The 26,888-nt window shown below is 63.2% G+C and carries 19 protein-coding genes; 8 read left to right on the top strand and 11 right to left on the bottom strand.

Annotated features, from left to right (window positions below; genetic code table 11):
* Nucleotides 1–9: 9 nt before the first annotated feature.
* Together ACLRGI_RS08900 and ACLRGI_RS08895 are read right to left on the bottom strand one after the other, a co-directional pair.
* A complete protein-coding gene (locus ACLRGI_RS08900) occupies nucleotides 10–984 on the bottom strand; it encodes a carbohydrate ABC transporter permease (protein WP_419201308.1) in 975 nt (324 codons plus the stop codon).
* Nucleotides 968–2,011 (bottom strand): ABC transporter permease, encoded by a 1,044-nt coding sequence (locus ACLRGI_RS08895; RefSeq protein WP_419201307.1) that lies wholly within the window; start codon nucleotides 2,009–2,011, stop codon nucleotides 968–970. The genes ACLRGI_RS08900 and ACLRGI_RS08895 overlap by 17 nt, the downstream gene beginning before the upstream one ends.
* A 254-nt stretch (nucleotides 2,012–2,265) precedes the next feature.
* Between ACLRGI_RS08895 and ACLRGI_RS08890 the strand changes: the two genes are divergently transcribed.
* The 3 genes from ACLRGI_RS08890 to ACLRGI_RS08880 all read left to right on the top strand — a co-directional run bounded on the left by ACLRGI_RS08890 (nucleotide 2,266) and on the right by ACLRGI_RS08880 (nucleotide 6,981).
* Nucleotides 2,266–3,291 carry a hydroxyacid dehydrogenase gene (locus ACLRGI_RS08890; protein WP_419201306.1) on the top strand — a complete coding sequence of 342 codons (1,026 nt, stop codon included), beginning with the start codon at nucleotides 2,266–2,268 and terminating at the stop codon, nucleotides 3,289–3,291.
* The gene (locus ACLRGI_RS08885; protein ID WP_419201305.1) at nucleotides 3,291–4,385 is read left to right on the top strand and encodes a LacI family DNA-binding transcriptional regulator; all 1,095 of its coding nucleotides are present in this window, start codon (nucleotides 3,291–3,293) and stop codon (nucleotides 4,383–4,385) included. Before ACLRGI_RS08890 ends, ACLRGI_RS08885 begins: the two co-directional genes overlap by 1 nt.
* 181 nt (nucleotides 4,386–4,566) lie before the next feature.
* On the top strand, nucleotides 4,567–6,981 hold the full coding sequence (locus ACLRGI_RS08880; RefSeq protein ID WP_419201304.1) for a polysaccharide lyase 8 family protein: 2,415 nt from the start codon (nucleotides 4,567–4,569) through the stop codon (nucleotides 6,979–6,981).
* A 103-nt stretch (nucleotides 6,982–7,084) separates the two neighbouring features.
* Here ACLRGI_RS08880 and gabT read toward each other — a convergent pair whose 3' ends face one another.
* Both gabT and ACLRGI_RS08870 read right to left on the bottom strand, forming a co-directional pair.
* On the bottom strand, nucleotides 7,085–8,440 hold the full coding sequence (gene gabT, locus ACLRGI_RS08875) for a 4-aminobutyrate--2-oxoglutarate transaminase (RefSeq protein ID WP_419201303.1): 1,356 nt from the start codon (nucleotides 8,438–8,440) through the stop codon (nucleotides 7,085–7,087).
* A 66-nt stretch (nucleotides 8,441–8,506) separates the two neighbouring features.
* On the bottom strand, nucleotides 8,507–9,937 hold the full coding sequence (locus ACLRGI_RS08870; RefSeq protein WP_419201302.1) for a gamma-aminobutyraldehyde dehydrogenase: 1,431 nt from the start codon (nucleotides 9,935–9,937) through the stop codon (nucleotides 8,507–8,509).
* Between the two features lie 144 nt (nucleotides 9,938–10,081).
* Between ACLRGI_RS08870 and ACLRGI_RS08865 the strand changes: the two genes are divergently transcribed.
* The 3 genes from ACLRGI_RS08865 (at nucleotide 10,082) to ACLRGI_RS08855 (ending at nucleotide 13,575) form a co-directional block, all read left to right on the top strand.
* Nucleotides 10,082–11,524 (top strand): PucR family transcriptional regulator, encoded by a 1,443-nt coding sequence (locus ACLRGI_RS08865; protein WP_419201301.1) that lies wholly within the window; start codon nucleotides 10,082–10,084, stop codon nucleotides 11,522–11,524.
* A gap of 96 nt (nucleotides 11,525–11,620) precedes the next feature.
* Nucleotides 11,621–12,898 (top strand): MFS transporter, encoded by a 1,278-nt coding sequence (locus ACLRGI_RS08860; RefSeq protein ID WP_419201300.1) that lies wholly within the window; start codon nucleotides 11,621–11,623, stop codon nucleotides 12,896–12,898.
* On the top strand, nucleotides 12,895–13,575 hold the full coding sequence (locus ACLRGI_RS08855) for a FadR/GntR family transcriptional regulator (protein WP_105690176.1): 681 nt from the start codon (nucleotides 12,895–12,897) through the stop codon (nucleotides 13,573–13,575). The genes ACLRGI_RS08860 and ACLRGI_RS08855 overlap by 4 nt, the downstream gene beginning before the upstream one ends.
* 76 nt (nucleotides 13,576–13,651) lie before the next feature.
* Here the strand turns inward: ACLRGI_RS08855 and ACLRGI_RS08850 are convergent, their stop codons facing one another.
* The 6 genes from ACLRGI_RS08850 to ACLRGI_RS08825 form a co-directional block, all read right to left on the bottom strand.
* Nucleotides 13,652–15,007 carry an MBL fold metallo-hydrolase gene (locus ACLRGI_RS08850; protein WP_419201299.1) on the bottom strand — a complete coding sequence of 452 codons (1,356 nt, stop codon included), beginning with the start codon at nucleotides 15,005–15,007 and terminating at the stop codon, nucleotides 13,652–13,654.
* An 80-nt stretch (nucleotides 15,008–15,087) separates the two neighbouring features.
* Nucleotides 15,088–16,554, bottom strand: coding sequence for an FAD-dependent oxidoreductase (locus tag ACLRGI_RS08845; RefSeq protein WP_419201298.1), 1,467 nt, complete (start codon nucleotides 16,552–16,554; stop codon nucleotides 15,088–15,090).
* A gap of 20 nt (nucleotides 16,555–16,574) precedes the next feature.
* Nucleotides 16,575–17,852 (bottom strand): uroporphyrinogen-III C-methyltransferase, encoded by a 1,278-nt coding sequence (gene cobA, locus ACLRGI_RS08840; RefSeq protein ID WP_419201297.1) that lies wholly within the window; start codon nucleotides 17,850–17,852, stop codon nucleotides 16,575–16,577.
* A 90-nt stretch (nucleotides 17,853–17,942) separates the two neighbouring features.
* Complete coding sequence (locus tag ACLRGI_RS08835) at nucleotides 17,943–18,683, bottom strand: DNA alkylation repair protein (RefSeq protein ID WP_419201296.1); 741 nt, start codon at nucleotides 18,681–18,683, stop codon at nucleotides 17,943–17,945.
* 15 nt (nucleotides 18,684–18,698) lie between these two features.
* Complete coding sequence (locus ACLRGI_RS08830) at nucleotides 18,699–19,610, bottom strand: glutaminase (protein ID WP_419201295.1); 912 nt, start codon at nucleotides 19,608–19,610, stop codon at nucleotides 18,699–18,701.
* A gap of 4 nt (nucleotides 19,611–19,614) precedes the next feature.
* Nucleotides 19,615–21,231: a PucR family transcriptional regulator gene (locus tag ACLRGI_RS08825; RefSeq protein WP_419201294.1), complete on the bottom strand. Its 1,617-nt coding sequence runs from the start codon at nucleotides 21,229–21,231 to the stop codon at nucleotides 19,615–19,617.
* Nucleotides 21,232–21,572: 341 nt separating this feature from the next.
* On the opposite strand from ACLRGI_RS08825, the gene ACLRGI_RS08820 reads away from it, so the two are divergent.
* On the top strand, nucleotides 21,573–23,051 hold the full coding sequence (locus ACLRGI_RS08820) for an amino acid permease (RefSeq protein WP_419201293.1): 1,479 nt from the start codon (nucleotides 21,573–21,575) through the stop codon (nucleotides 23,049–23,051).
* A 28-nt stretch (nucleotides 23,052–23,079) separates the two neighbouring features.
* Nucleotides 23,080–25,797 carry an aminotransferase class I/II-fold pyridoxal phosphate-dependent enzyme gene (locus tag ACLRGI_RS08815; RefSeq protein ID WP_419201292.1) on the top strand — a complete coding sequence of 906 codons (2,718 nt, stop codon included), beginning with the start codon at nucleotides 23,080–23,082 and terminating at the stop codon, nucleotides 25,795–25,797.
* A gap of 7 nt (nucleotides 25,798–25,804) precedes the next feature.
* Here the strand turns inward: ACLRGI_RS08815 and ACLRGI_RS08810 are convergent, their stop codons facing one another.
* The gene (locus ACLRGI_RS08810; RefSeq protein ID WP_419201341.1) at nucleotides 25,805–26,842 is read right to left on the bottom strand and encodes an LLM class flavin-dependent oxidoreductase; all 1,038 of its coding nucleotides are present in this window, start codon (nucleotides 26,840–26,842) and stop codon (nucleotides 25,805–25,807) included.
* Nucleotides 26,843–26,888 lie beyond the last annotated feature (46 nt).

The following is a 26,888-nucleotide window of genomic DNA, read 5'->3' as shown; positions in this document are numbered from 1 at the left end:
ATGGTTTGACTAGCCTTTGATGGCGCCGGTGAGGACGCCCTTGGTGAAGTACCGCTGCAGGAACGGGAACACGATCACAATGGGGATCAGTGAAATCACGACGACGGCCATCTGGATCGCCTGCGACGGCACCGCGATCTCGGCTACCGCGGAATCGCCCATGGGCTGGCCCAGCAGTACGTACTGGCGCAGGATCATGGACAGCGGCCACTTGTCGTCGTTCAGGTAGAGCATGGCGTTGAAGAACGCGTTCCAGTAACCCACCGCGTAAAAGAGTCCGACGACGGCCAGCACCCCGCGGGACAGGGGCAGCACCATCTGGACCAGGATCCGGAAGTCTCCGGCGCCATCGATCTTTGCAGCCTCGAACAGCTCCTGGGGAAGGTTCATGAAGAAGGAACGGACCACTACCAGGTTGAAGGCGCTCATCAACGTGGGAAGGACCAAGGCTGCGTAGCTGTCCAGTAGTCCCAGCTCCTTGACCATGAGGAAGCTGGGGATGATGCCCGGACTGAAGAGCATGGTGAAGAGGGCGGTCATGAGGAAGAAGCGTCCGCCCACCAGGTCGCGGCGGGTGAGGCCGTACGCCATCGCTACGGTGACCACCAAGGACAGGGCCGTGCCCACGGTGGTGATGACCAGCGACCGGACCAACGCATCCGTAACCACGCCGCCGGCGAAAATGGTTTGGTACGCGGCGAAGGTTGGTTCTTTGGGGAACAGCACCAGTCCGTTGTTGTTGGCGATTTCGCTTTGGCTGGAGAGGCTCGTGGCCAGCACAGCCAGCAGCGGGTACAGCGCCAGGAAGCAGATGACAACCAGGGCGATCGCCTTGGAAACCTGCACGGCGGGCTTGGGCTTCTCCATCCAGACCGGACGGGTGTCCTTGCTCTTGGTGCGCTTGTGGGGCCGCTTGTTGGGGCCGGTCTTTGGGCCGGTCTTTGGGCCTTCGGCCGTTACCAGCGTGCTACTTGGATTTGCCATTGGAATAGACACCTTCCTGTCCAAAGAAATGCGCGAGCTTGTTGGCGCCGAGCACCAGGATCAGTCCCACGATTCCTTTGACGAGTCCCACTGCGGCCGCCGGACCCCACTGGCCGTCCTGGATGCCGTGGAAGTAGACATAGGTATCGAGCACTTCACCGGCACCGGGTCCCACGTTGTCGCGCTGCAGGACGATCTGTTCGAAGCCGACTGAGAGGATGCTGCCCAGGTTGAGGATGAGCAGCAGCACGATCACCGGCATGATCCCCGGAAGCGTGATGTGCCACAGCCGGTGCCGGGCGTTTGCCCCGTCCACCGCCGCGGCCTCGTAGAGCTCCTGGTCCACGTTCATGAGGGCGGCCAGGAAGATGATGGTGCCCCAGCCGGCGTCCTTCCAAATGGATTGGATGGTCACCAGGAACGGGAAGAACTCCGGGGTGGTCATGGCATCAAAACGCGGCAGGCCCAGGCTTTCCAACAGATGCGGTACAGCGCCGGTGGCGCCGAGGACCTCGGAGAAGACCGCCACGATGATGACCCATCCGATGAAGTGCGGCAGGTAGACCACGCTCTGGACGAATTTCCGGATCTTGTTGGAAACGATGCTGTTGAGCAGTAATGCCAGACAGATGGGAACCGGGAAGAAGAGGGCCAGCTGAAGGCCCGTGATCACCAGAGTATTGCGCAGCGCCTCCCAGAAGGCACCGTCCTGGAACATGGCTGCGAAGTTGTCCAGTCCCACCCAGACGCTGTCCACGAAGCCGAGGTACGGCTTGTAGTCGAGGAACGCGATCACGTTTCCCGCGAGCGGAACGTAGTGGAACACCACGAAGTAGAGGAACCCCGGGGCGATCAACAGCAACATCACTTTGTCGCGGCGGATCCTCGTCATGAGGCTTTTCTTCGGGGCCCGCCCGGGAGCCGGCTCCTTGGGTGGGCGACCCCGACGGCGACCTTCCGCCACCGGACCCGGCCCGCCGACGTCGGGCGCTGCCCGGGGCGTGAGTGTCTGGCTGTTGCTGCTCATGTATTTCCTCTGTCTGCGCCGTTGGGGCGGATGTGGAGTGGCCAGGCGCCTGGGAGCGCTCAATGGCTAGAAATAGTAAGCGTTTACTATGAAGAAGAAGTTACCCAGCCTTCTGGTGTGATGTCAATAACATGCACAGAACCCTACAACTCCTGAATTAGCGGGATTGACAGCATTTCTGCACTCCACCTAGTCTGACTTCAAATAGCAAGCGCTTACTATAAATTTCCATCGACGAACCGGACGGAATCGCAGTGACCACCAACCTCCACCAAGCCGGCACCCTCAAGGCTGCGTTCGTGATGGGCCGCACCACCCTGCGCACCCTCTTCAGCACCGAGGACCTGGCCCGCCTCCATGGAATGGTTACCCTCCTGGACCCGGAGCCGGTTGCCGATTTCTCCGCCCCGGGCGTCCTGGAGCGGCTGGCGGACGTGCAACTCCTTATCACAGGGTGGGGTGCGCCCGCCATCGACGCCTGTGTCCTGGAACGGCTACCGAGGTTGCAAAGCATCGTCCATGCTGCCGGTACGGTCAAGACGTTCCTGTCCCCGGAGGTATACGAACGCGGGATAGAGGTTTCGTCATCGGCTGCAGCCAACGCCGTGCCAGTGGCCGAGTTCACCTTTGCCGCGATCGTCATGGGGCTCAAGCGGGCCCGAAGGTTCAGCGAGCAGCTCCGCGCAACCGGGGCATCACGCAACGCTGCCGGTTTTCCCGCCATCGGAACCAACGGAGTGACCATCGGCCTGGTGGGCGCCTCACGCGTTGGCCGCCTGGTGATCGGCCTCCTGAAGAATCTCGACGCGAGGGTGCTGGTCTACGATCCCTACCTCACCGCCGTCGACGCTTCCGAACTTGGCGTGGAAACGGTGGAGTTGGACCAACTGTGCGCGCTCTCCGACGTCGTGAGCGTCCATGCTCCGGACATCGCGGAGACCCGGGGCATCATTGGTGCCCGGCAACTGGCCCTCATGAAGGACGGAACGCTGGTCATCAACACTGCCCGCGGCCCGCTGATCAATGCCAAGGCCCTGACGGCAGAACTCGTATCCGGACGGCTGGATGCGTATCTTGACGTTACAGACCCCGAGCCGCTCCCCGCGGATTCGATACTGCACACGCTGCCGAATGTTGTGTTGACGCCCCACATTGCAGGGGCGATGGGCAACGAAATCCACCGTTTGGGCAGTCACGCGGTGATGGAAGTCCGACGATTGAGTGAGGGCTTGCCCTTGGCTTATCCGGTATTGGCCGCGGATCTTGCGAGAATCGCTTAGTGACTGAGAAAAGCTCCCCCATAGACCCGATCCACGCCCGCGGCGGCGGCGGTGCCACCATTGCCGACGTCGCACAGGCGGCAGGGGTATCGGTGGCCACTGTTTCCAGGGCCTTGAGTGGAAACTACCCCGTGGCAAAAGCCACCCGCGAGCGCATCTTCCGGTCCGTGACCGACCTCGGCTATGTGGCCAACGCTCACGCCCGTGCCCTGGCAGGCGCCACCACGAGGACCGTGGGAATCATCATCAACGACGTCGCCGATCCCTTCTTCGCCTACATCGCCCGCGGAGTGGAGAGGCAGGCCAGTGCAGAAGGACGCATGTGCCTCATCACCGCCACGCACGGCGACAAGGAGCGCGAACTCGCGTTGGTGGACCTCATGCGCGAGCAGCGTACCGACGCCGTGATCGTGGTGGGCGGCGCTTCGGATGACCCCCGATACCGGAAGCAGATGGCCGACCGTGCCCGGGCGCTGGCAGCGGCCGGCTCCTCCCTGGTCCTGTGCGGACGCCCGTCCTTGGGGGCCGGTGTCCCTACGAAAATGGTCACCTATGACAACGAGGGCGGCGCCTTCGCAATCACTGACTACCTGATTTCGCAAGGCCACTGCAGGATCCTTTACGTCGGTGGCCCGCGTGATTTCTCCACCACGGCCTCCCGCCTTGCAGGCTTCTACCGGGCACTGGATGCGCGCGGGATCGAAAGGGATCCTTCGCTGGTCCACGAGGGCGCGTTCGGCCGCGGCTTCGGATACAGCCGGATGCGTGAGCTCCTGGACCAGGAGATCGACTTCACGGCGGTCTTCGGCGCCAACGACCTTGTGGCCGCCGGCATCCTGGAAGCCCTGGAAGAACGCGGGATCCGGGTTCCCCGGGATGTCTCCGTGGTTGGTTACGACGACGTTCCGGTGGCCAGCGAGCTGCGCCCCCGCCTCACCACGGTCCGGGTTCCGCTGGAAGAACTGGGCCGGGAGGCTGTGCGGCTGGCGCTGTCCCGGTCACCGCACGACGCCGGCGCCTCCTCTGACAACACCCTTACGGTAGGCACCCACATAGTCATCCGGGACTCGGTTTCACCTCCCAGCAAGACCTGAGCACTTTTGTTCATTTCTGTTGAGGGGGCCGGGAACCGGACATAAAGTTGCGGAAACTTTCGCAACCACGTCCACCCATCCCGCCCTGACCACCCGCCACCCAACTAACTCGCACTAGCCGGGCCGGGTGCTCCGGGCAACAGTTTTGAACGGAGCAGTCTTGAACTTCAATGGACCAACAGTGACCCGCAGGACCCTTTTCCGCACCGCCGCGGTAGCCGCCGTCGCGGGCGCCCTGCTTTCCCAGGCCGGGCCCTCGTTTGCCGCCTCCGGCCTCCAGGAACTGATCGATCGACGGCGGCTGGTCCTCACCGGCGGTAAGAGCGCTGCGGACATCCCTGAACTGGCGGCACAGTTGGAGGGAATGGGCCAGACTGCCGGGAAGTGGTGGACGTCCATGGACAAGTCGGCCGCCCGGACCTCGCTCTGGAGCGACATACCGCTGACCGGGATGGGACAATCTACGGCAGCCACTGGCAACATGGGCCTGCACTTCAACCGCCTCTATGACATGGCGCTTGGATACGCCGTGCCCGGTAACCCCTACGCCGGAAACCCGGAGCTTGCCGCTGACATTGTGGCCGGCCTCAAGCTCCTGAGTGATACCGCATACAAGCCCTCCATCAAGGCAGCGGGCAACTGGTGGTTCTGGGAAATCGGCGTTCCCCGAAAGACCGTGGACATCCTGACGCTGCTTTACTCTGAAGTTCCCGAAACACTCCGCACGTCCTTGCTGGCCGCTATCCGTTGGTTCGCCCCCAATCCGAATTGGCGCGGCCGTGCTACTTCCCTGGCGGAGACCGGCGCCAACCGGGTAGACAAATCGTTGGCCTGCTGCATGAGAGGCATCCTGGACAACAACCCCAGCGAGATCGCGCTCGGCCGGGATGCCTTGAGCGATACCGTTCGCGGCGGAATCAACAGCGTCTTCACCTATGTCACCAGTGGCGATGGTTTCTACGCCGACGGCTCCTACGTTCAGCATGCCTACCTGCCCTACGCCGGAACCTATGGGGTGGTGGCCTTGGCCGGTATCGCTGAGATCTTCGCCATGTTGGGTGGGAGCGATTGGGCAGTCAACGACCCCAAACGCTCCGTGCTCCTTGATGCCGTGGAGGATACCTACGCCCCGTTCGTGTGGGACGGACGCATCATGGACACCATTCGTGGCCGTGCAGTTTCCCGTCAGCGCGAACCGGATTACGTTAGTGGCTTCGGGCTCATTTCAGCCGTCCTGCTGCTGGCCCCGGGTTGCGAAGAACCGTACCGTTCACGCTTCCTTGCCTTGGCCAAGGGCTGGTTGGAACGCTGTGCTGACCAGAAACTTGTGGGCCATCCAACACAAAGCCTGGCAAAGTCCTTACTGTCCTTGGCCGTCTTGTCCGACGACTCCGTAGTTGCTGCACCGGCACCGGTCTACAGCCGCATGTTCGCCGATCAGGACCGGCTGGTCCATCACCGCCCGGAGTGGGGCTGCACAGTGAATCTGTCCTCCAAGCGCATCGGCCGCTACGAGTGGGGCAATAGCGAAAACAACCTGGGCTGGTACCAGGGTGACGGCATGACCTTCGTGTACACGCGGCAGGATCCGTCCCAGTTCAGCGCAGACTTCTGGCCCACCGTTGACCCGTATTCCCTCCCCGGAACTACCGTCAATGACCAGGTACGTGCCAGCGGTGCCGGTGCAGCGGGAACCGGAATCCCCCGGGCGTTCCAAGCTTTCGCCGGCGGGCTCACCGTGGATAGTCGCTGGGGCGTTGTCGGCATGGACCACCTCAACCACAACAAGACACTGTCCGGTCGTAAGTCGTGGTTCTTCCTGGACGACGCCGTGGTCTGCCTGGGCGCAGGCATCACCGGAACGGGAGGCGCCGCAGTATTGACCACCGTGGAGAACAGGTCTTTCGCCGTGGGATCCATTCCAGCGGTGCGGACCGATTCCCGCAACCGCACTTTGGCGCCAGGTGATGCCCCCGTAGCCGTGAAACGGTCCGTGCACTTTGCAGGGCACGGAGGGTACGTCTTCCTCGATGCTCCGGGCGTGGCCGGTGCACCTGAAGTTGCAGCGGTCCGGCGGACGGCAAGCTGGTTCGACGTCAATTCAGGAGCGGACACCGGTGGTACCAAGGACCCCGTCACCAGGGACTACGTGACCATCACGCACCGCCACGGCAAAGATCCCGTGGGGTCCGGCTACGCCTACATGGTGTTGCCTGCCGCCAGCCATTCCGCAACGTTCTCCCAATCCGCCAACCCCGACGTAAAGGTGCTCGCGAACACTGCGGAAGTTCAGATGGTGGAGGTAGACAAGGACAAGCTGGTCATGGCCAACTTCTTCGCTGCAGGAGCTGCCGGCGGCTATTCCCTTTCGGGGCCGTGCACGATGGCCGCGCACCAAGCCGAAGGCACACTTAGCCTGTCCGTGGCCGATCCATCCCGGACCCAGTCATCGGTGCGGATCACTCTCGAGGGCTCCACGTGGCGCACGCTTCTGGATTCCGACGCCGGCGTTGCCCTGGTCAGCGCGAATCCCCTGGTCATCGAGGTCCAGTTGGACGGACACGGCCACCAGAAGAACCTGACCTTGGGCACCTAGGCGAGGTCCGTCGTCGTACATTTGCGGTCCGCCCGCCGAGTCCGATAAACGCAGAAGGAGGGCCGGGTACTAACCCGGCCCTCCTTGGGCGATGCGGTGAGACTTACGCGTGGGCCTTGATGGCTGCTGCGAGGACCTCGAGGCCGTCGATCAACAGTTCGTCACTGATGACCAGCGGCGGGAGCAGGCGGATCACGTTGCCGTAGGTGCCACAGGTCAGGATGATGACACCTTCCTGGAGGCAAGCGGCGGCAACGGCCTTGGTGAGCTCAGCGTTCGGCTCCTTGGAACCGGCCTGAACGAGTTCGATGGCCAGCATGGCGCCGCGGCCACGGATGTCGCCCACCACGGAAACTTCCTCAGCCAATTCGCGGAGCTTGCCCAGGGCGAGCTCTTCGATGTGGCGGGCGCGGCCGTTGAGGTCGTGCTGTTCCATGGTGTCGATGGCTGCAAGTGCTGCTGCGCAAGCAACCGGGTTGCCACCGTAGGTGCCGCCGAGACCGCCCGGGTGGACGGCGTCGAGCAGATCGGCGCGACCGGTGATGGCGGACAGCGGGAGGCCGCCGGCGATGCCCTTGGCCATGGTGATGATGTCCGGGACAACACCTTCGTGGTCAACAGCGAACCATTCGCCGGTGCGGCAGAAGCCGGACTGGACCTCGTCAGCGATGAAGACGATGCCCTTTTCCTTGGCCCATGCCGACAGTGCCGGGAGGAAGCCTTCGGCCGGGACGATGAAGCCACCTTCACCCTGGATGGGCTCGATGATGATCGCGGCAACCTGGTCGCCACCGATCTGCTTCTCGATCATGGTGATGGCACGCTTGGCGGCCTCTGCACCGGTGATTTCCGGGTTCTCTTCACGGAACGGGTAGCTCATGGGCATGCGGTAGACCTCGGGCGCGAACGGTCCGAAGTTGGTCTTGTACGGCATGGCCTTGGCAGTCAGTGCCATGGTCAGGTTGGTGCGGCCGTGGTAGGCGTGGTCAAAAGCTACGACGGCGTCGCGGCCCGTTGCCAGGCGTGCAACCTTGACGGCGTTCTCCACAGCTTCTGCGCCGGAGTTGAAGAGCACGGTGCGCTTGGCGTGGTCGCCCGGGGTGAGGCGGTTGAGCTGCTCGGCAACTGCAACGTAGCCCTCGTACGGGGTCACCATGAAGCAGGTGTGGGTGAAGTGCGCGGCAGCTTCCTGGACAGCAGCGACGACGGCGGGGTCGGACGCGCCGACGCTGGTCACGGCGATGCCGGAGCCGAGGTCAATGAAAGAGTTGCCGTCGACGTCGCGGATGATGCCGCCGTCGGCGTCTTCAACGTAGACAGGAACGCCGGAGGCGACGCCGGCAGCAACGACGGCGGAGCGACGCTCGGCCAGTGCCTGCGACTTGGGGCCGGGGAAGGCGCCGTTGATGTTGCGCTTCTGCTCGATGCGGTACGAGAGTTCGTTTGCGGTAGTAGTCATGGAAATTAGCCTTTCTGGGAAGCTCTGGTGAAGGTACGGGTTACGCGACTGAGTTATGCATTCGGGTTATGCATCGAGTGCAGACATGACGTGCTTGATGCGCGTGTAGTCCTCAACGCCGTACATGGAGAGGTCCTTGCCGTAGCCGGACTGCTTGAAGCCGCCGTGCGGCATCTCTGCCGTCAGGAGGATGTGGGTGTTGATCCAGACAGCACCGAAGTCCAGGTCGCGGCTCATGCGCATGGCCGTGCCGTGGTCGGTGGTCCAGACGCTGGATGCCAGGGCGTATTCGACGTCGTTGGCCAGCTCGAGCGCTTCTTCTTCGGTGCTGAACTTCTGGACGGTGATGACCGGGCCAAAGGTTTCCTTCTGCACGATGTCGTCGCTCTGCTTGGCGCCGGAGATGATGGTGGGCTCGAAGAAGAAGCCCTTCTCCCCTGCGCGGTGGCCGCCGGTTTCGATCTTGCAATTGGCCGGCAGGTTTTCCACGACGGAGGTCACGGCGTTGAAGTGGTTCACGTTGTTGAGCGGGCCGAAGTAGTTGTCTTCGTCGTTCTGCGAACCGGTGTGCAGGGTCTTGGTGTGCTCCACCATTGCTGCCACAACGTCGTCGTGCACGGAGTCCTCCACCAGCACGCGGGTGATGGCCGTGCAGTCCTGGCCTGCGTTGAAGAAGGCGAACTCGGCGATGGCCGCGGCGCTCTTCTTGATGTCGGCATCCTTGAAGACGATTGCCGGAGCCTTGCCGCCAAGCTCCAGGTGGGCACGCTTGAGACCCTTGGCTGCGCCGCTTGCCACAGCGATGCCTGCACGGACGGAGCCCGTGATGGACACCAGGCCGGGGACCTTGTGGTCAACCATCATGGCGCCGGTTTCACCGGTGCCCAGAACCACGTTGAGGACGCCGGCAGGGAAGATCTCCCCGGCGAGGCGTGCCAGCACAAGGGTGGACTCGGGGGTGGTGTCCGAGGGCTTGAGGACAATGGTGTTGCCTGCAGCCAAGGCGGGGCCGATCTTCCAGATGGCCATGAGGAACGGGTAGTTCCACGGAGCAACCTGGGCTACAACACCGATCGGTTCGCGGCGTACGTAGGAGGTGTGGCCCTCGAAGTATTCACCTGCGGACTTGCCTTCCATGATGCGTGCAGCACCAGCGAAGAAGCGGAGCTGGTCGGCGCCTGCAGCAACTTCCTCGGAGGCGATCAGGGAACGGACCTGTCCGGTGTTGCGGTGCTGGGCTTCAACGAGTTCGTCGCTGTTGGCCTCAACGGCGTCGGCGAGCTTGAGGAGCATCAGCTGGCGCTGACCCGGGGTGGCCTTCTTCCAGGACTTGAAGGCCTGGTTGGCCGCAGTCATGGCGGCGTCAACATCGGCCTGCACCGAAATGGGAGATTTGGCAACGATTTCCCCGGTGGCGGGGTTCACGATGTCAAGAAGACCCGTACCTGCCGGCGTAACGAATTCGCCGTTGATGAAGTTCTGCAAGGTTTGAACCACGGTGTGCAACCCTCTTTCGGAGTTTGGGCATGGGTTTAGCTGATCAGAGCCTATGCCAGGGAGGGGGTCCAAGGAATAGCCAGCTGCACACATAACAGCTACCCGCTTAGTGCGCTTGACCAGTGCCGGGTTACGCTTTAAAGCATGGCAATGTCCCTCGCTTCGCTCGTCGCTGTCCCCTCCCTGAAACTCCGCCAGGCCGGCCTTGCCGATACCACGTGGAACCAGGACATCAGCTGGGTTGCCGTAACGGAACTGGAGGATCCCCAGCGCTTCCTCAGCGGCGGGGAATTGGTCCTGACCACAGGGCTCCGCCTCAAGAGCGCCGCCGATCAGCGCCGCTTTGTCCGCCAGGTCCAGCGTGCCGGCGCCGTGGGCATCGGATTCGGCATCGGCCTTACGTACGAGTCCGTTCCGGAAGCGCTCATCGCAGAGGCCAACCGGTGGGGCCTGCCATTGGTGGAAGTACCGTACGAGATCCCTTTCATTGCCATCGGAAAGCTTGTAGCCGAGTCACACTCCGCCGACCATTACTCCAACCTGGAACGACTCCTGGCCGGACACCAGATCCTGGCGCGTTCGCTCCTCACCGGCGGCGGCCTTAACGAACTCCTCAAACAACTGGGCAGCATGCTCCGCACCGATGTTGTACTGACCCAGTTCAGTGCCCAGCTTTACAACAGCGTGGCTGGAAAGCCGGCCCCGACGGCGGATGACTGGGCTTCCTATCCGATTCCTACCGGCCGCAGGGATGCCTGCACGCTCTGGTTGCGGCAGCCTTTTGTGGACTCTGGAATCGTCAGTTACGCACAAAACCTCATCAGCGTAGAGCTCAACAACATGGTCAAGCAGCGCCAGTCCCAGAGGGCCATGGCCGGGCAGGTGCTGGACGACGTCATCCACGGCACCTTGGAGACCATCGAGGCAGCCCGGCGATTGGCGGGCGTTGGCATCAACAGCACCCGGAAGAACGTGGTGCTCGTGGCCGAGTCCGTGGCACACCACAAACAGCTGATCAGCATTTCCCTGCCCCAGGCGCTGGAAGCCGGCGTGAGCGCCGTCGTCGGGAAGGACTTGGTCACCGTCATCAGCGACGACGGCAGCTCGGCCACCGCTTTGGCCAAGAGCCTCAGCGATCACTTGCAAGAGGCCGGCATCCACGCGGTCATTGGTATCGGTGGCGCCTACACGAAGCCGAACGGCCTGCGTTGGAGCTACTTTGAAGCGCGCGACGCCGTGGCCCACGGCTTGCCGGTGAACGAGCCGGAGCGCCTGAGCCTGACGTCGCTGTTGCTTGCCAGCGAGGATGTTCCGCTGGCGGACATGGCCAGTGAATCGCTCACCCCGCTGCGGAAGTTTGACGCCGCCCACGGGGCCGAACTCGTGGCCACCCTGGAAAGCTACCTGAACCACAACGGCTCGGTGGCCGCGGTGGCCGAAGCCTTGACGCTGCACCGCAACACGGTCCGATACCGTCTGGCGCAGATCACCGAGCTGACGGGCTACGACCCCTCCCAGACCCAGGACCGGGTGCAACTTTGGTTGGCCTTGGCGGTCCAGCGGCTGGGGTCGCGCAACCCTCGCTAGAGACCGCGCTGCATCGTCCCAGCGACGCAGCGACCAGCACGGAGAGCTTCGCCACAAAATCCTAGACATTAGACGTCAAACGTCTAACCTTTAGATATGGCCGCGACGACTCCTCTCACCCCCAGCACCGGAAGCATCCCCACTGTGAGCAACGCCCAGACTGCCCCCGCGGTCCGGGCGAACCCTGCGGTCCCCAAGACGCGCGTCGTCGGCATTATTGCCGTGGTGCTCATCGGCCTGAACCTGCGCGCAGGCATCACCAGCGCCGCTGCCTTGTTCCATGACCTGCAGCAGGTGTTGGGTTACGGCCCTCTGGTGGCGTCCATTCTGCCGTCCATTCCGTTGTTGTGCTTCGCGGTGGCAGGCATGGGAACGTCCTGGTTGACCCGGCGCGTGGGTGTCGAAAAGGCCATTGCCATCGCCTTGGCCCTGCTGGCCGGCGGCTTGCTGGTCCGTGGCGTTCCCGTGACGGGCGCCCTTCTGGGAGGCACCGTCCTGGCGATGTCCGGCCTCGCGGTGTGCAACGTGGCCATGCCGTCGTTCATCCGTGAGCACTACTCAGAGCGCACCTCCATGATGACCGGCCTGTATACCTTCACCATGTCCGGCGGCGCTACCTTCGCAGCTGCCGTGAGTGTTCCGCTGGCCCAGGAACTCGGCTCGCCGTCCATGGGCTTGGCCGCTTGGGGAATCCTGGGCGTCGCGGCGCTGCTGGGCTTCCTGCCGGTAGTCCTCCACACCCACCGGAACTCCACCAAGACCGACCGCCCCCGTGTGTCCATGTGGCCGCTGTTGCGAACCCGCCTCGGCATCCTCATCACAGCGATCTTCACTTTCCAGGCTTTCCTCGCCTATGCAGTGATGAGCTGGTTCGCCTACATCCTGACCTCCCAGGGCCTCAGCGCCTCCGAAAGCGGCCTGCAGTTCGGCGTGATGCAGTTGGTCTCGGTTGCTGCCGGAATGATCCTGCTGGCCTTCGGTTCCCGGCCCGGCATGCTGCGTCCCGCCCTGTATCTCGCCAGCAGTTCCACGTTGCTGGCCATCGCCGCCATGGTCTGGCTGCCGACGTCGTTGGCGGTTGTACCGGCCGTGCTCTTCGGATTCGGTTTGGGCATCTTCCCGCTGGTTTTGGTGATCATCAGCCGCAGTGGACGCTCGACGGCGGAAACCACCGCGCTCTCCACCATCGCCCAATCGCTGGGATACTTGATTGCGGCAATTGGTCCCTTTGGCATGGGCCTGCTCCACAGCGCCACCGGCGGTTGGGTGCTGCCGTTGAGCCTGCTGTCCATCGTGGCCGTGGCGCTCATGGTTACTTGCCACCTGCTCACCAGCAAGCGCACTGCCACCAAGACCGGACCGAGGACAGCATGACCCTGACCCCTTCGCATCGCCCGGCCCTTGCCGAGGAGATCACCGCCAAGCTGCGGGACATGATCAAGTCCGGCGAGTGGCCGCTTCAAGAGCGGATTCCTGCCGAGCCCGAGCTCATGTCCACCCTTGGTGTTTCGCGGGGAACCCTGCGCGAGGCCATCAAGGCGCTGGCACACTCGGGCATGCTGGAGGTCCGCCGGGGAGACGGCACGTATGTGCGGGCCAACAGTGAAATGTCCGGTGCGGCCCAGCGGATGTACCTGGAGCACACACAGGAACATATTGTGGAGGTCCGCCTCGGCTTGGATACCCAGGCTGCCCGTCTGGCCACCAAGCACGCCACCACAGAGGATTTGGCCGAAATGCGCCGCCTGCTGACGCTCCGCCACGATGCCTGGCAGGCCGAGGACTACCCCACCTGGGCCAGCGCCGACTGGGAATTCCACGAGCGCGTTGCCTTGGCGTCAGGTAATCCCCTGCTGCACCAGCTGTACGTTTCGTTCGGCGGAGTGTTCCATAACGACCTCCTCCGGCAGCAACGCAAGGGCGGTTTCAACGGCATCCCCCGCGAAGGCCACGATGAACTGGTTGATGCTTTGGAAGCACACGATCCCGACGCCGCCGTCCGCAGTGTCTACCGGAACCTGGACTACTGCTCGGATCAGGCGCCGCGGTAGTTTCTGCTACGACGTTGCCAACCCGCTTTTTCGTTGTTGCCCAACCGCGGAATAGCGGGGCAGCGACGTCTTAGTCTCATGGCATCGTCTCGATCCCTGCCCCGGCTGCGTCCCTGAACCTGGCGTTGACCAGCACTACCTCGCGCCCGGCCCGGTCCAGGAGACTCGCCGCCACACTCGCCCGGTATCCCGTGGCACAGTGCACCCAAATCCGCTGGTCCGGGAGCTCAGTAATTCTGCCGAGCAGCTCATAGACGGGGATGTTGCGGGCTCCCCTGACGTGCGAGGCCTCGAACTCGTCCGGCCGGCGAACGTCCAGCACTACGTCCTGCTCGGTTCTCTTGCTCAGGAGTGCGGCCCAGTCTCCGTGCGCGTAGCTCGCTTGCGGATGGCCAGGTGCCAGCTGGGGCCCGACGGCGGCATCCGGGGTGTCGATGCCGATCCTCGCAAGGTCGCGGATCGCCTTTTCCACCTCGCCCATGGGCCCCAGTAACGTGAGTGATTGATTCCAGGGGATGACCCAGCCCAGGTAGCTGGTGAAGTTTTCGCCCTTCCCGTACTCGAAGCTCACGCTGCCCTTGAGATGGCTGTCCGCGAAAGCCACCCGATGCCGGAGGTCCACCACCCACTCCCCCGCGTCCAGGCGTCGGGTCAACTCTTCAGCATCCACCGAGTCCGGGACAGCCAGGTCTGCAGTGCCCACCCCGGCCGCATTGAGCGGACTCATGTGGGCGTAGTAGGCGGGATAAGCGGTGATGTTCGCCAACAATTGCGCCACAAAGTGGTCCTCGCTGGGGTCCGTCAGGGCATGGTTGAACTCGGCTTGCTCAGCAATCGTGGAGGTGTCCTGCTGGCTCGCCGGGCCGATGGAACAGAACGAACCGAAACCATGGGTTGGGTACAGCGCAGCTTCCGGAGGCGCCGAGCCCACCAGGCGCCGAACCGAGGAGTACTGGTCGTGGGCCAACGCAGCGGTGTCGTGGGGAGAGACCAGGTCCGTTCGGCCCACCGAACCGTAGAGCAAGCTGCCGCCGGAAAACACGGCCTCAGGGCCGGCGTCGTGCGTGTCATCCCGCACCACGTAGGAAAGGTGCGTGTGCGTGTGGCCAGGCGTCGCAACTACGGTGACAACAAGTTGGCCAACGCGAAGAACTTGGCCGTCTGACACGGGAACGCGGGCGAAAGAGACCTCATCAGAGGCATTAACCCAATAATCGGCACCGTGCTTCTCCGCCAAGACCAAGCCGCCCGTGACGTAGTCGTTGTGCAGGTGCGTTTCGGCCACATGCGTGATCCGGACGCCGGCTTCCGAGGCTGCGGCTTCAACCCGGTCAATGTCCCGTTGGGCGTCAATCACCAAAGCCACGGAGCCGTCGTGCACCAAGTAGCTGCGGTCCCCCAACTGGGGAGTTTCGATGACAACGACGTCCATACCTCAGGTTAAAGCCACGCGGGGTCACTTCCGCACCCTCCGGAAGGCCGGAAAGGTGCGGAAGTGACCCCGCGTTGTTTTTAGACCTGTGCCGCTACGCCATCGCGGGAGATGTTGACCATGTCCTCGCGCGGCACCACCTTGATGCGCTCACGCTTAACCTCAACACCGTGGGAGGTGCCGGCCTCGGTGGCGGCTGCGCCGAGAGCGAGCTCGTGGGCGTCCAAGGCCAGCCAGCCTTCCCAACTGGTGAACTTCACGCCGCGGGCGTCGAGAAGATCCACGACGGCGTCTGCCGCGGGAACCTCGGCGACCGGCAGGTTTTCGCGGTCCTCCAGGAGGTAGGTGACGGTTTCGAGGGCATCGCCCTTGGTGTGGCCGATAAGGCCAACCGGACCGCGCTTGATCCAGCCCGTTGCGTAGACGCCGGGCACGTGCTGGCCGTCGGCATCCAGGACGCGACCGCCGTCGTTGGTGACGACGCCCTTCTTGTGGTCGAACTCGACGTCCGGCAGGGCCGAACCGAAGTAGCCGATGGAGCGGTATACGGCCTGGACCGGGTAGTCGATGAACTCGCCGGTGCCGCGGGCGTTGCCCGTGCCATCCAACTCAGTGCGCTCGAACTTGATGCCGGCAACCTTACCCGGGGTTTCCGGGGAGTCGACGATCTCCACCGGGCTGTGCAGGAAGTGCAGGTGCAGGCGGCGGGAAGCGGTGAGCTCGGAGAGGTCCTCGGGCTGCTCGGCGATCCAGTTGGTGAGCGTGCCAACCATGGTCTTGGTCTGGTTGTTCGTCTGGACCTGGCGGTCTGACTCTTCGTCGAACTCGAAGTCCTCGGCGTAGAGGATGATGTCTACGTCCTTGGAGTGCGAGAGTTCACGCAGTTCCAGCGGGGTGAACTTCACCTGCGCCGGGCCACGGCGGCCGAAGACGTGGACGTCAGTAACCGGGGAGTTCTTCAGGCCGGCGTAAACGTTGTCCGGGATTTCGGTGACCAGGAGGTCATCGGCGTGCTTGGACAGGACGCGGGCGACGTCCAAGGCCACGTTGCCGTTGCCGAGGACAGCGATTTCCTTGGCATCCAGCGGCCATTCGCGGGGAACGTCCGGGTGTCCGTCGTACCAGGAGACGAAGTCGGCGCCGCCGAAAGAACCCTCGAGCTCGATGCCGGGGATGTTCAGGTCCGCGTCCTTGATGGCGCCGGTGGCGAAGATCACGGCGTCATAGTGCTTGCGCAGGTCCTCGATGGAGATGTCCGTGCCGTAGTCCACGTTGCCGAAGAAGCGGATGTCACCGCGGTCAAGGACCTTGTGCAGGGCGTTGACGATGCCCTTGATGCGGGGGTGGTCCGGTGCCACGCCGTAGCGGATCAGGCCATACGGTGCCGGGTAGCGGTCGAAGAGGTCGATGCTGACGTTGAGTTCGCCGCTTTTAACGGCCTCGCTCTTGGTCAGGATGTCAGCTGCGTAAACGCCGGCCGGGCCGGAGCCGATGACGGCGACGCGAAGCGGACGGTCCGCAGAACCTACGGGGGTGCTAATTGACACGGCTGTGTTCCTTCTTCTTCTCAGTTACTGCGGACGCGGGGACGATTGGGGGTAATAGTGCTGTAGTCAGCGGTCTTGAAGTGCTGCGGTGCAAAGGGGCTGACACGGACAACATCGCCGATCACAATGACCGCCGGGTTGGCAACGCCCACGGCTTCCGCCTGGTCAGCGATGGTTCCCAGAGTGCCGATGGTGACGCGCTGGTCCGGCAAATACCCGTTCTCTACGATACCTACTGGTGTGTCCAAAGGCAGACCCGAGCCAGCCAGCGCAGCCGCGGAATCGCGCAATTGAGCCACTCCCATGAGCAACACCACAGTGTGATCCGGGCGTGCGGGGACTTCGGACAGCTCTTCGTGGCCGGTCACCACACTGAAACCCTTGGCCAGACCGCGATGAGTCACGGGGATTCCCGCAGCGGCCGGAACAGAAATAGCCGACGTCACGCCGGACACCACTTCAACCTCGACGCCGTTCTGCCGGCAGAACTCTGCTTCCTCGCCGCCGCGGCCCAGGACGTAGGGGTCGCCGCCTTTGAGGCGGACCACCCGGTTGCCCTGGAGGGCCTCGTCCACGAGGATCCTGTTGATCTCGAACTGGGGCACGGGATGATGGCCGGGCGTCTTGCCGACCTCGATCACGCGGACATCCGGGGCAAGTTCCTTGAGCAGCTCGCGCGGGCCAAGACGGTCAGCAACCACGACGTCGGCCTGGCCCAGCAGGCGGCGCCCGCGGACTGTGATGAGGCCCGAGTCGCCGGGTCCGCCGCCAACGAGGGCGACCGAACCAGCAGGCGTCTTTCCGGCAGCGTCCGGCTTACGGTGACGGCGGAGCGGCAGGTCGCCGGTTTCAAGGGCCGTGGCCACGGCGTTGCGCAGGGCCATGGCACGGCGCGGGTCTCCCCCGGCATTGATGGCGATCTTGACGTCGTCCACCACGGCAACGGCGGGTGTCCAGGCTGCGGACGCTTCGTGGTCCGAGGCGTTGACGCACCAGATGCGCTGCGCCTCGGCGTCGGCCGCTACCCGGGTGTCCACGGCGGGGGTGCCGGTAGCGGTCTGGACGAACCAGACGCCGTCGACGTCGGCCGTACGGTACTCGCGCTGCTCCCAGGTGAGGAGTCCGGAGGTGGCGAGTCCGCTCAGTGTTTGGGTGGCAACGGGAGCGACCACCGTGACTTTCGCGCCGGCGTCGAGCAGTCCCTTGGCCCGACGCTCCGCGACGGGGCCACCGCCGACCACCAGCACGGGACGGCCAAGCAGCCGCAGCGCGGTGGGGTAAATGTCCTGTATTGCCATGAAAAAACTGTAGGGCGGCTCCGTAACATGCTTCAAAGGCTCGGAAACACCCGGTAACGCTGGGTAATCCAACGTCACATACTGCCCCGCTTAACTGGGAGAAACCCTGTCTTTAAGCGTCAGGTAATAGGCCCGCTGCTCCTTGCCCAGGTGCTCGATCGCGTAACGAAGCGCGGTGCGGGGCATGGTGGCCGCGTGCTCATCAAGGAATGCCAGGAGTCGTTCGCGGCTGCTGCGTCCGGCATCGCGGACCCAACCGCCCACGGCCTTGTGAATCAGGTCTTCCTTGTCTCCGAGCAGGATTTCCGCGATGGCGAACGTGTCATCGAGTTGGCCTTCGCGGATGAACGCCGACGTCGCAACAATGGCCGTCCGGCGCTCCCACATGTTCTCCGAGCGGGCCAGGTCATACAGCGGGTCCCGGGGCTTATCCATCAGCCAGCCGCCCACCACCCGTCCTGCGCCCAGATCCACAAGGTCCCAGTTGTTGATGCGATCGTGCCGGCGCAGGTAGAGCTCGTAGAGTTCCCGGCGCCGCTCTTGCGTGGTCTTCTTTTTCTGCGTTTGCAGGGCCATGACCTTCACGGCTCCGGCACGGGCCTCGTGGATGTCCTCTTCCAGGAGCTTCTCAATCTCGGCCGGGGGCATGGCCGCGAACTCCTTGGCCAGCGTGAACACCTCGCCCATGCGCACGCCCATGAAGAAGTCACCCTCGGCGTAATCCCCCTTGCGGGTCTTGAAGTACCGCTGGTATTTGACCTGCTCCACGTTCGACTGCCTCGTTTGGAGGCGCGCGAGGAACTCGACGGCGGTGGGCTCGGTTCCTGTCATCCCTCCATCATGCGCCTAAAACACCGACCAGCCAGTACGGGTGGTGAATTCGTCCAGCGCTGCAACACCCGCCACGGAGTTCCCGGACCTTCCAAGCCCAGGACTCCACACACTGATGGAGCACTTGTTGGGAACCACGGCCACGATCCCGCCGCCCACACCACTCTTCCCGGGAAGGCCAACGCGGTAAGCGAATTCGCCGGCGGCGTCATACGTTCCGCAGGTGAGCATGACGGCGTTGATCCTCTTGGTCTGCGCCGGTGACAACAGCAGGTTCCCGTCCGTGCCCAAGCCGTTGGAGGCGAGGAACCGGGTTGCGAGCGCAAGGTCTTCGCACGTCATGGCGAGGGCGCACTGCTTGGCATAGGAATCCAGGACGTCGTCCACCGGGTTTTCCAGGTTGCCGCAGCTTGCCAGGAAGTGGGCCAAGGAAGCATTGCGGTGGCTGTTGGCCAGTTCCGAACCGGCCACCTGGTGATCGGTGTCGATGCTTTCCTTGGTGGTCTCTTGCCGCATCAGATCCCTCACCGCGTGCGCGGCGTTGCCCGTAATGGTGAGCAGCCTATCCGTCACCACGATCGCACCGGCGTTGATGAAGGGGTTCCTGGGGATCCCTTCCTCGCTTTCGAGCTGGACCAAGGAATTGAAGGGGTTACCCGAGGGCTCCCGGAAGACGCGCTTCCAGATTCCGTCCCCGTCGAACGCCAACACGAGGGCGAGGGCGAAGACTTTGGAGATGCTCTGGATGGAAAAGTCCACGTAGGCATCCCCGGCTGAGAAAACCTCACCGTCCCTGGTGGCGACCGAGATACCGAACTGTTGGGGGTCCACGGCTCCGAGCTGCGGGATGTAGTCAGCCACAGTGCCTTGGCCGACATGCGGCTGCACGGCCCCGACGATGTCGTCGAGGAGATTCTGGATGTCCACGGTCCTAGCCTTTGGTCCCTGCGTAGGTCCAGAGCCTGATCTGGAGGTGGGCAAGCAGCCGTTCATCGGCGGAGTGGAGATTCAGGCCCGCCACTTCGCAGGCGCGACGGAGCCTGTAATGGACTGTGTTGCGGTGGACAGCCAGTTCTTCGGCGCAGCGGTTCACGTCGCCAAAGAACTCCAGATAGGTAAGGAGTGTCAGGGCGAATTCCGGGTAGCGGGTGCACAGCCGCGCGATTCCCTCATGCCGCAGATTGGTCCTTGATTCCAGCAGCTCCAGCAGTTCCTTGGTCAGAACTGTTGTTTCAACGTCGCTGTAGGAAGCCACGCGCACTGTTGGCGTTGCTTCCATGACTTTGAGGACGCTGCGGACGTGATCAAGGGTTGCGTGTAACGCATCCAGGCGCGGAACGATTGGTCCTACGGCTGCCTGCACTTGAAAATGAAGGTGGGTGGTGGCATCACGAACAATGGTGTTGACCAGCCTGTTAACTGCGGGGAGGGACTTCAGCGGGTCCAGATCGGGCAGGATGATGGCCGTTTCCATCCCGAGTGCTCCCACCACGGCGCCTGGCCGGTATGCCGCTGCGTGGATCGATGCCACTTTGGAGAGCTCGCCACGGCGGAGTTGAAGTCCCGCGGCGCTCTGACTCAGGCCACCCGCGGAAATCAGGACCAGGGCTGCGGGTTTGGACGGATCAATGCCTGCAGACTGTGCCTGCGAATGCACTTGGGCCGTACCGCTCAGGAGGCTGGATACCCGGTCTTCGCGCATGGATTGGGACTGCTCGTTGCGGTGCCGGACCAGCTCGATCGCTGCGTGGCGAGCCGCTCCCACCATGATCCTGTCCGTGTTGGCCGCCAAAGGCTCAGCACCTTCCTGCAACCAGATGTACCCCATCACCCGGCTGCCTGCGTGAATGCCGATCGCCACACGTTCCCGCAGCCCCGCATCAAGGTTGGCTTCAACATGGATAGGCGCTTCCGTAGCTTGCAGGTGCTTATAGACCCCTGATTCCTTGAGGAGTTTTTGGTACTTTTCAGGGCCACGCCGGGCCAGAATGGAAAGCCTGCGGAGCTCATCAACATCATTGGACGCAGGAGAGTAGGCAAGGACCCTGTTGCCCGGGTCTTCGATCACCACGTGACCGTTGGTCAGGGTGGCGGTGGTTTGGGCGATTGCGAACAGGTCGCGGTGAACCGAGGTGGGGGTCTCCCCCGGCACGTCGTTCTCACGGATCCGGTCCAGCGCGATGCTTTCGAATTTGTCCCAACGGAGTCCCCCGGCAACCGCTACCAGTCCTATGCCCGTGGGTAGCAGCAACTCCGCGGCGGCTTCCAGCTCCCGCTCGTTGCCTTTGACTGCTACAGCTGCGGGGCGGTGGGCAATGATCCGGCGCAGGGCAGGCAGGGCCGCGCGTCCCCGGACGCCGATCAGCATCACCAAGGCGCCGGAACGGATGGCATCGTCGTCTTCAGCGTCAACAATGACTGTTTCGCGAACGTTCCTGTTGTCCTCGGCCGGTGCCAGCAGCAACCGCGCGTTGTCCACGCCAAGGTCTTCCAGGACATCACTCAATAAGGTGACGACGCCGTCGTCGTCAATTTCCAAAGCTTTCAACGAAGCTATCGCTTCCTCTCCTCATCAGTTCACAACAGCCGAGCGCACCCTCGCCGTTGAGGGGCTCCGCCGGTACCTGTACGCAGGCACGCACAGCGAGAAACACTACCGGCCCTTCAGAACACCAGTGTTGTCCCCCCGGCACAAGAGCCGGACCCTGAATTTGGTTCGCCAGCCAATTTGTTGGACGCGGCGGGCACCTAGAGTTGGTGACTGTCCCAAACACCACAAAGACTGCCTGCAGCGCGGCCAATTTCAGGCGCAGCTGCCCGGCAGCCCGCCCCACGTTTTGGAGTATTGAGCCACCCCTTGTGGCACCGGAGTCAAAGGAGACCCCCGAAGTGATACCCACCCCTGCGTCCACCAAAACCCTTCCCTCCCCCAGTGACTTAGCCGCCTCTCCGCCGTCGAACGCTTTCGCCCTGGAGGAAACCGGCTACCGGAAGTCCCTCAAGCCCCGGCAAATCCAGATGATCGCCATCGGTGGTGCGATCGGTACCGGGCTCTTTATGGGCGCCGGTGGCCGCCTGAACGGATCGGGGCCGGCGCTGGTCCTGGTCTACGCCGTTTGCGGTTTCTTCGCGTTCCTGATCCTCCGGGCTTTGGGCGAGTTGGTGCTGTACCGTCCCACGTCCGGCTCGTTCGTTTCCTACGCCCGGGAGTTCTACGGCGAGAAAATGGCCTACACCGCAGGCTGGCTCTACTTCCTGAACTGGGCCATGACTTCCATTGTGGATGTCACGGCTGTGGCCCTGTACGTGAAATTCTGGGGCCAGTATTGGGCACCCATCAATGCGATCCCGCAATGGTTGATCGCGCTCGTCGCTTTGGTTGTGGTGCTCGCCCTGAACCTGGTGTCAGTGAAGATCTTCGGGGAGATGGAGTTCTGGTTTGCCGTGATCAAGGTGGGCGCCTTGGTGACGTTCCTCGTGGTGGGCATCTGCTTCATTGTCTTCGGCGGCCGGACGGATGTGGGAGTTCCGGGCTTCAACGTCATCGCTGAGAACGGAGGCATGTTCCCCATGGGGGCTGTGGCACCGCTCCTGGCCATCAGCGGCGTGGTGTTTGCCTACGCCGCAGTGGAACTGGTGGGCACCGCAGCCGGTGAAACGGCCAACCCCCACAAGGTGATGCCCAAAGCCGTGAACACTGTGGTGATCCGCATCGGAGTGTTCTATGTGGGCTCGGTCCTGCTGCTCTCGCTCCTGCTTCCGTTCACGTCCTACAAAGCCGGCGAATCCCCATTCGTCACCTTCTTCTCGCACCTCGGGGATCCGCAGGCGGGAGCCATTTCAGCTTCGGTGATGAACTTCGTTGTCCTCACTGCGGCGCTCTCCAGCCTCAACGCCGGCCTGTACTCCACCGGTCGCATCCTCCGCTCCATGGCCCTGAACGGCTCAGCTCCACAATTCACCGGACGAATCACTGCCTCCGGCGTGCCGTACGGCGGCATCCTGCTGACAGCCGTCATCACGTTGGTAGGTGTTGGTCTGAACGCAATCGTCCCGTCCCAGGTCTTCGAAATCGTGCTCGAAGTTTCGGCTGTGGGCATCATCGGCGGCTGGGCCACCATCATGCTGTGCCACATCAAGCTGCAGCGTTGGGTCCGCAGCGGCAAGGTGGTCCGGCCGGCGTTCCGCCTCTTCGGGGCACCATTCACCTCCTACCTCACGCTCGCCTTCCTGGCATTTGTCCTGGTAACCATGGGCTTCTCAGAGACCGGCCGCTGGGTGCTGGCCTCGCTGCTGGTGTTGGTGCCGCTGCTGATAGCCGGCTGGTATGCGTATCGCGGCCGCATCCGCACAGCACTGACGTCCTAGGCCCATCTCCAGCTTGAAAGTGAAACACATGAGTAACCCTGCCCCCTCCGTCAAAATCGGGACACCCAGCCGGGCTTGGCGGTCCCGTGCCGATGCTTGGGAGTTCCTGGGATATGCCCTCAGGCAGCTTGCCTCGGCCCGACACCAGGAATCCGGTTTGCTGTCCCAGATCGACCGGACTCTTGCCTTGCTGATGTCGGTGGAACCGTATTGGGCAGAACCGGGAGTCAACGCAGTGGCGCGGTTGCGTCAGCTGATTGACGACGGCGAACCCCAGGCCGCGCTGCAACTTCTGGGCGGTTTGACCCACCTTCCGCTCGCCTCTGCGGGAGAAACGGCTGCGGTGCCGCGCGGGGAGGTTGCGGACGAAGAAGCTGTCGAGCAGCCGGAGTCCGTTGAACGGCCACGCTTTGAAGTCCTGGTAGTGGACACCGTTGAACCTGACGAGGCCGAGGCGCTCAAGAACACCATGGCCGCCCAACGGCGTCCCTCCGATGCTTTCACCTACACCGTCAACGTGGTTCCCAGCTATGAGGACGCCTTGGTTGCCGTCATGCTGAACCCCGATGTCCAGTCTGTTGTCCTTCGCCCCGGCTTCGCGCTCCGCAGCTCCCACCTGCTGGGCAGCGACCTCCGGCGATTCCTGGCCAGGCACACCTCTGCGGAGTTGCAGGACGCACGGCCGGTCAGGCGGATCCTTGCGCTGGCCCATGCCATCTCCGGGCTACGGCCTGAACTGGACGTCTACTTGGTGGCAGGGGTTTCCATCGAGTCACTGGCGGGATCCCTCACCAGGAAGTTCCGGCGTATTTTTCGGAGGCAGGATCATCTGGACCTGCACCTGTCACTGCTGTCCGGGGTTGCCGAACGCTACGAAACACCGTTTTTCACGGCGTTGCAGGACTACAGCCGCCGCCCGGCCAGTGTCTTCCATGCGTTGCCGATTTCCCGTGGCGCATCGGTTGGTACCTCACCATGGATCCGGGACATGGCAGATTTCTACGGGACCAACCTGCTGCTGGCCGAAACGTCCGCTACCTCGGGCGGCTTGGATTCCCTGTTGGATCCGCACGGATCCATCAAACGCGCACAGGAACTCGCTGCCCGGGCCTTCGGTGCGCAGCGAACCTATTTCGTCACCAACGGCACGTCCACGGCCAACAAGATTGTGCATCAATCGCTGCTTGCCCCGGGCGATGTTGTGCTGGTTGACCGCAATTGCCACAAATCCCACCACTACGCGTTCGTGCTCGCGGGTGCCCGGGTTTCGTACCTGGATGCCTATCCCCTGGACAAGTACGCGTTTTACGGTGCTGTTCCACTGGCCAGCCTGAAGCGCAGGCTCCTGGAGTACCGGCGGGCAGGCCGGCTTCATGAAGTGAAAATGGTGACGCTCACCAACTGCACCTTTGACGGCGTTGTCTACGACGTCGAAAGGGTCATGGAGGAATGCCTGGCCATCAAACCGGACCTGGTCTTTCTGTGGGACGAGGCATGGTTTGCCTTCGCCCGCTCCCATCCGGTGTACCGCCGTCGAACCGGCATGGCGGCTGCTGCCGCTTTGGAGGCCTCCTTTAAGAGCGCTACCTACGCATTGCGACATGCGGAACAGGCCACAGCTCTTCACAACCCCGTCACCGGTGAACCCGTGGATGACGAAGCCTGGCTCAACACCCGGCTGATTCCCGATCCCGCGAAGGCACGGATCCGGGTCTACTCCACCCAGTCCACCCACAAGACGTTGACGTCCCTGCGGCAAGGTTCCATGATCCACGTGTATGACCAGGACTTCGCCGGGTCCAACCAGGAGTCGTTCCGTGAGGCGTACATGACCCACACGTCCACGTCGCCCAACTACCAAATCCTGGCATCCCTGGATATTGGCCGGCGACAGGTGGAGCTTGAAGGTTTCGGGTTGGTTCAGCGGCAATCGGACCTCGCAGTGTCCGTGGCCCAGGCCGTTGCCCGGCACCCGCTCCTGAAGAAGTACTTCCGGGTGCTGACCTCGCGGGACCTCATCGGTTCGTGCTACAGGGAAACCGGGTCCAGCATGCCGCTGCGGGATGGGCTGGCTGAGTTGGAAGATGCCTGGCAGCGGGACGAATTCGTTATCGACCCCAGCCGCCTCACGCTGGACATCAGCAAGACAGGGGTTGACGGCGACACGTTCCGCCACAGCTACCTCATGGACGATCACGGCATCCAGGTGAACAAGACATCACGGAACACGGTGCTGTTCATGACCAACATCGGCACCTCCCGCAGCTCGGTGGCGTACCTGATCGAGGTCTTGGTGAAGCTGGCCGAGGGGTTCGCGAACCCGCACCCCTCGGCGCGGCGACGGACGCTACCTGCCTCGTCCGATGCTCCCCGTCCCACTCCCCCGCTCCCTGACTTCAGTACCTTTGCCGCGCGCTTCCGCACGGACGGTGCCTGCGAGGACGGGGATATCCGGGCCGCGTACTTTGAGAGCTACAAGCCCGATTCCACGGTGTACTTATCCTCAGCCGAGGTGACTGCGGCGGTGGCCGCAGGACGGGAAGTGGTTTCAGCAGGGTTCGTCACACCGTATCCGCCGGGGTTCCCCATCCTGGTCCCGGGGCAGGTGATCACCCGGCAAACCCTTGAATTCATGGCTGCTTTGGATACCCGGGAAATCCACGGGTTCGATCACGAGCGCGGGTATCGGGTGTTCGTGGAGCCTGCTTCGTCTTCTGTTCTCGAGCTGGTGGCGGTGGCTTCCTAGCCTTTTGTCAATGCTTGGCGCTCCAGCCGAAGGCAGGGGCGATGTGCTTCGCGACGTTGCCAAGCAGCTTGGCGTTGTAATCGACGCCAAGCTGGTTGGGCACTGTGAGCAGCACAGTGTCGGCCGCTTGAACTGCGGCGTCCCTCGCCAGCTCCTCGGCCAACTGATCCGGCTCGCCGATGTAGCTTTTACCGAAACGGGACAACGCGCCGTCGAGGATTCCTACCTGGTCCTGGCTGTCCGCCTGGGCTCGGAGGCCGAAGTAGTGGTTGTCGACGTCGTCCACGATGGGGATCACGCTGCGGCTCACGGAAACGCGTGGCTCAAAGTCATGTCCTGCTGCGGCCCAGGCTTCCCGGAACATCTGGATTTGTTCCGCCTGGAGCTCATCGAACGGCACGCCGGTGTCCTCGGTCAGGAGGGTTGAGCTCATGAGGTTCATACCCTGTTCTGCTGCCCAGACTGCGGTCTTCCGGGTTCCGGCGCCCCACCAGATTCTTTGGGGAAGTCCGGGTGATTGGGGCTGGATCGGCAACAGGCCTGTGGCTCCACCGGCGTAGTGAGGATCCGCTTCGGCTACACCGTGCCCGGCAATGGCTTTGCGGAACAGTGCTGTGTGGCGGCGGGCCATGTCCCCGCCGTCCTCGCCGTCTTCCGGGGCGTAGCCGAAGTTCGCCGCCCCGTTCCGTGCTGGTTCGGGTGAACCGCGGCTGACGCCGAGCTGCAGGCGGCCGTCACTGATGAGGTCCGTGGCGGCTGCTTCCTCTGCCATGTACAGGCTGTTTTCATAACGCATGTCGATAACGCCCGTGCCCATTTCAATGCGAGAGGTCCTCGCTGCGATGGCTGCCAGCAGTGGGAACGGCGAGGCTTGTTGCCTAGCGAAGTGGTGTACGCGGAAGAACGCGCCATCGATGCCCAATTCTTCGGCAGCCACGGCCAGTTCAATTCCCTGTTTTAGCGCCTCCCCTGCCGTTGGTACCAGGGATCCCGGGACACGGGCCCAGTGGCCGAACGATAGGAAGCCGATCCGTTTGATGTGCATTGTCATGACAACGCTGACCGATGCCGGCTCATTCCATCACACAGCT

This window comes from Paenarthrobacter sp. PPS72, from assembly GCF_048537125.1.
GTDB classification, from domain to species: domain Bacteria; phylum Actinomycetota; class Actinomycetes; order Actinomycetales; family Micrococcaceae; genus Arthrobacter; species Arthrobacter nitroguajacolicus_E.
Note: the sequence above shows the minus strand (reverse complement) of the source record. Positions and strands in the feature narration are given on the sequence as shown.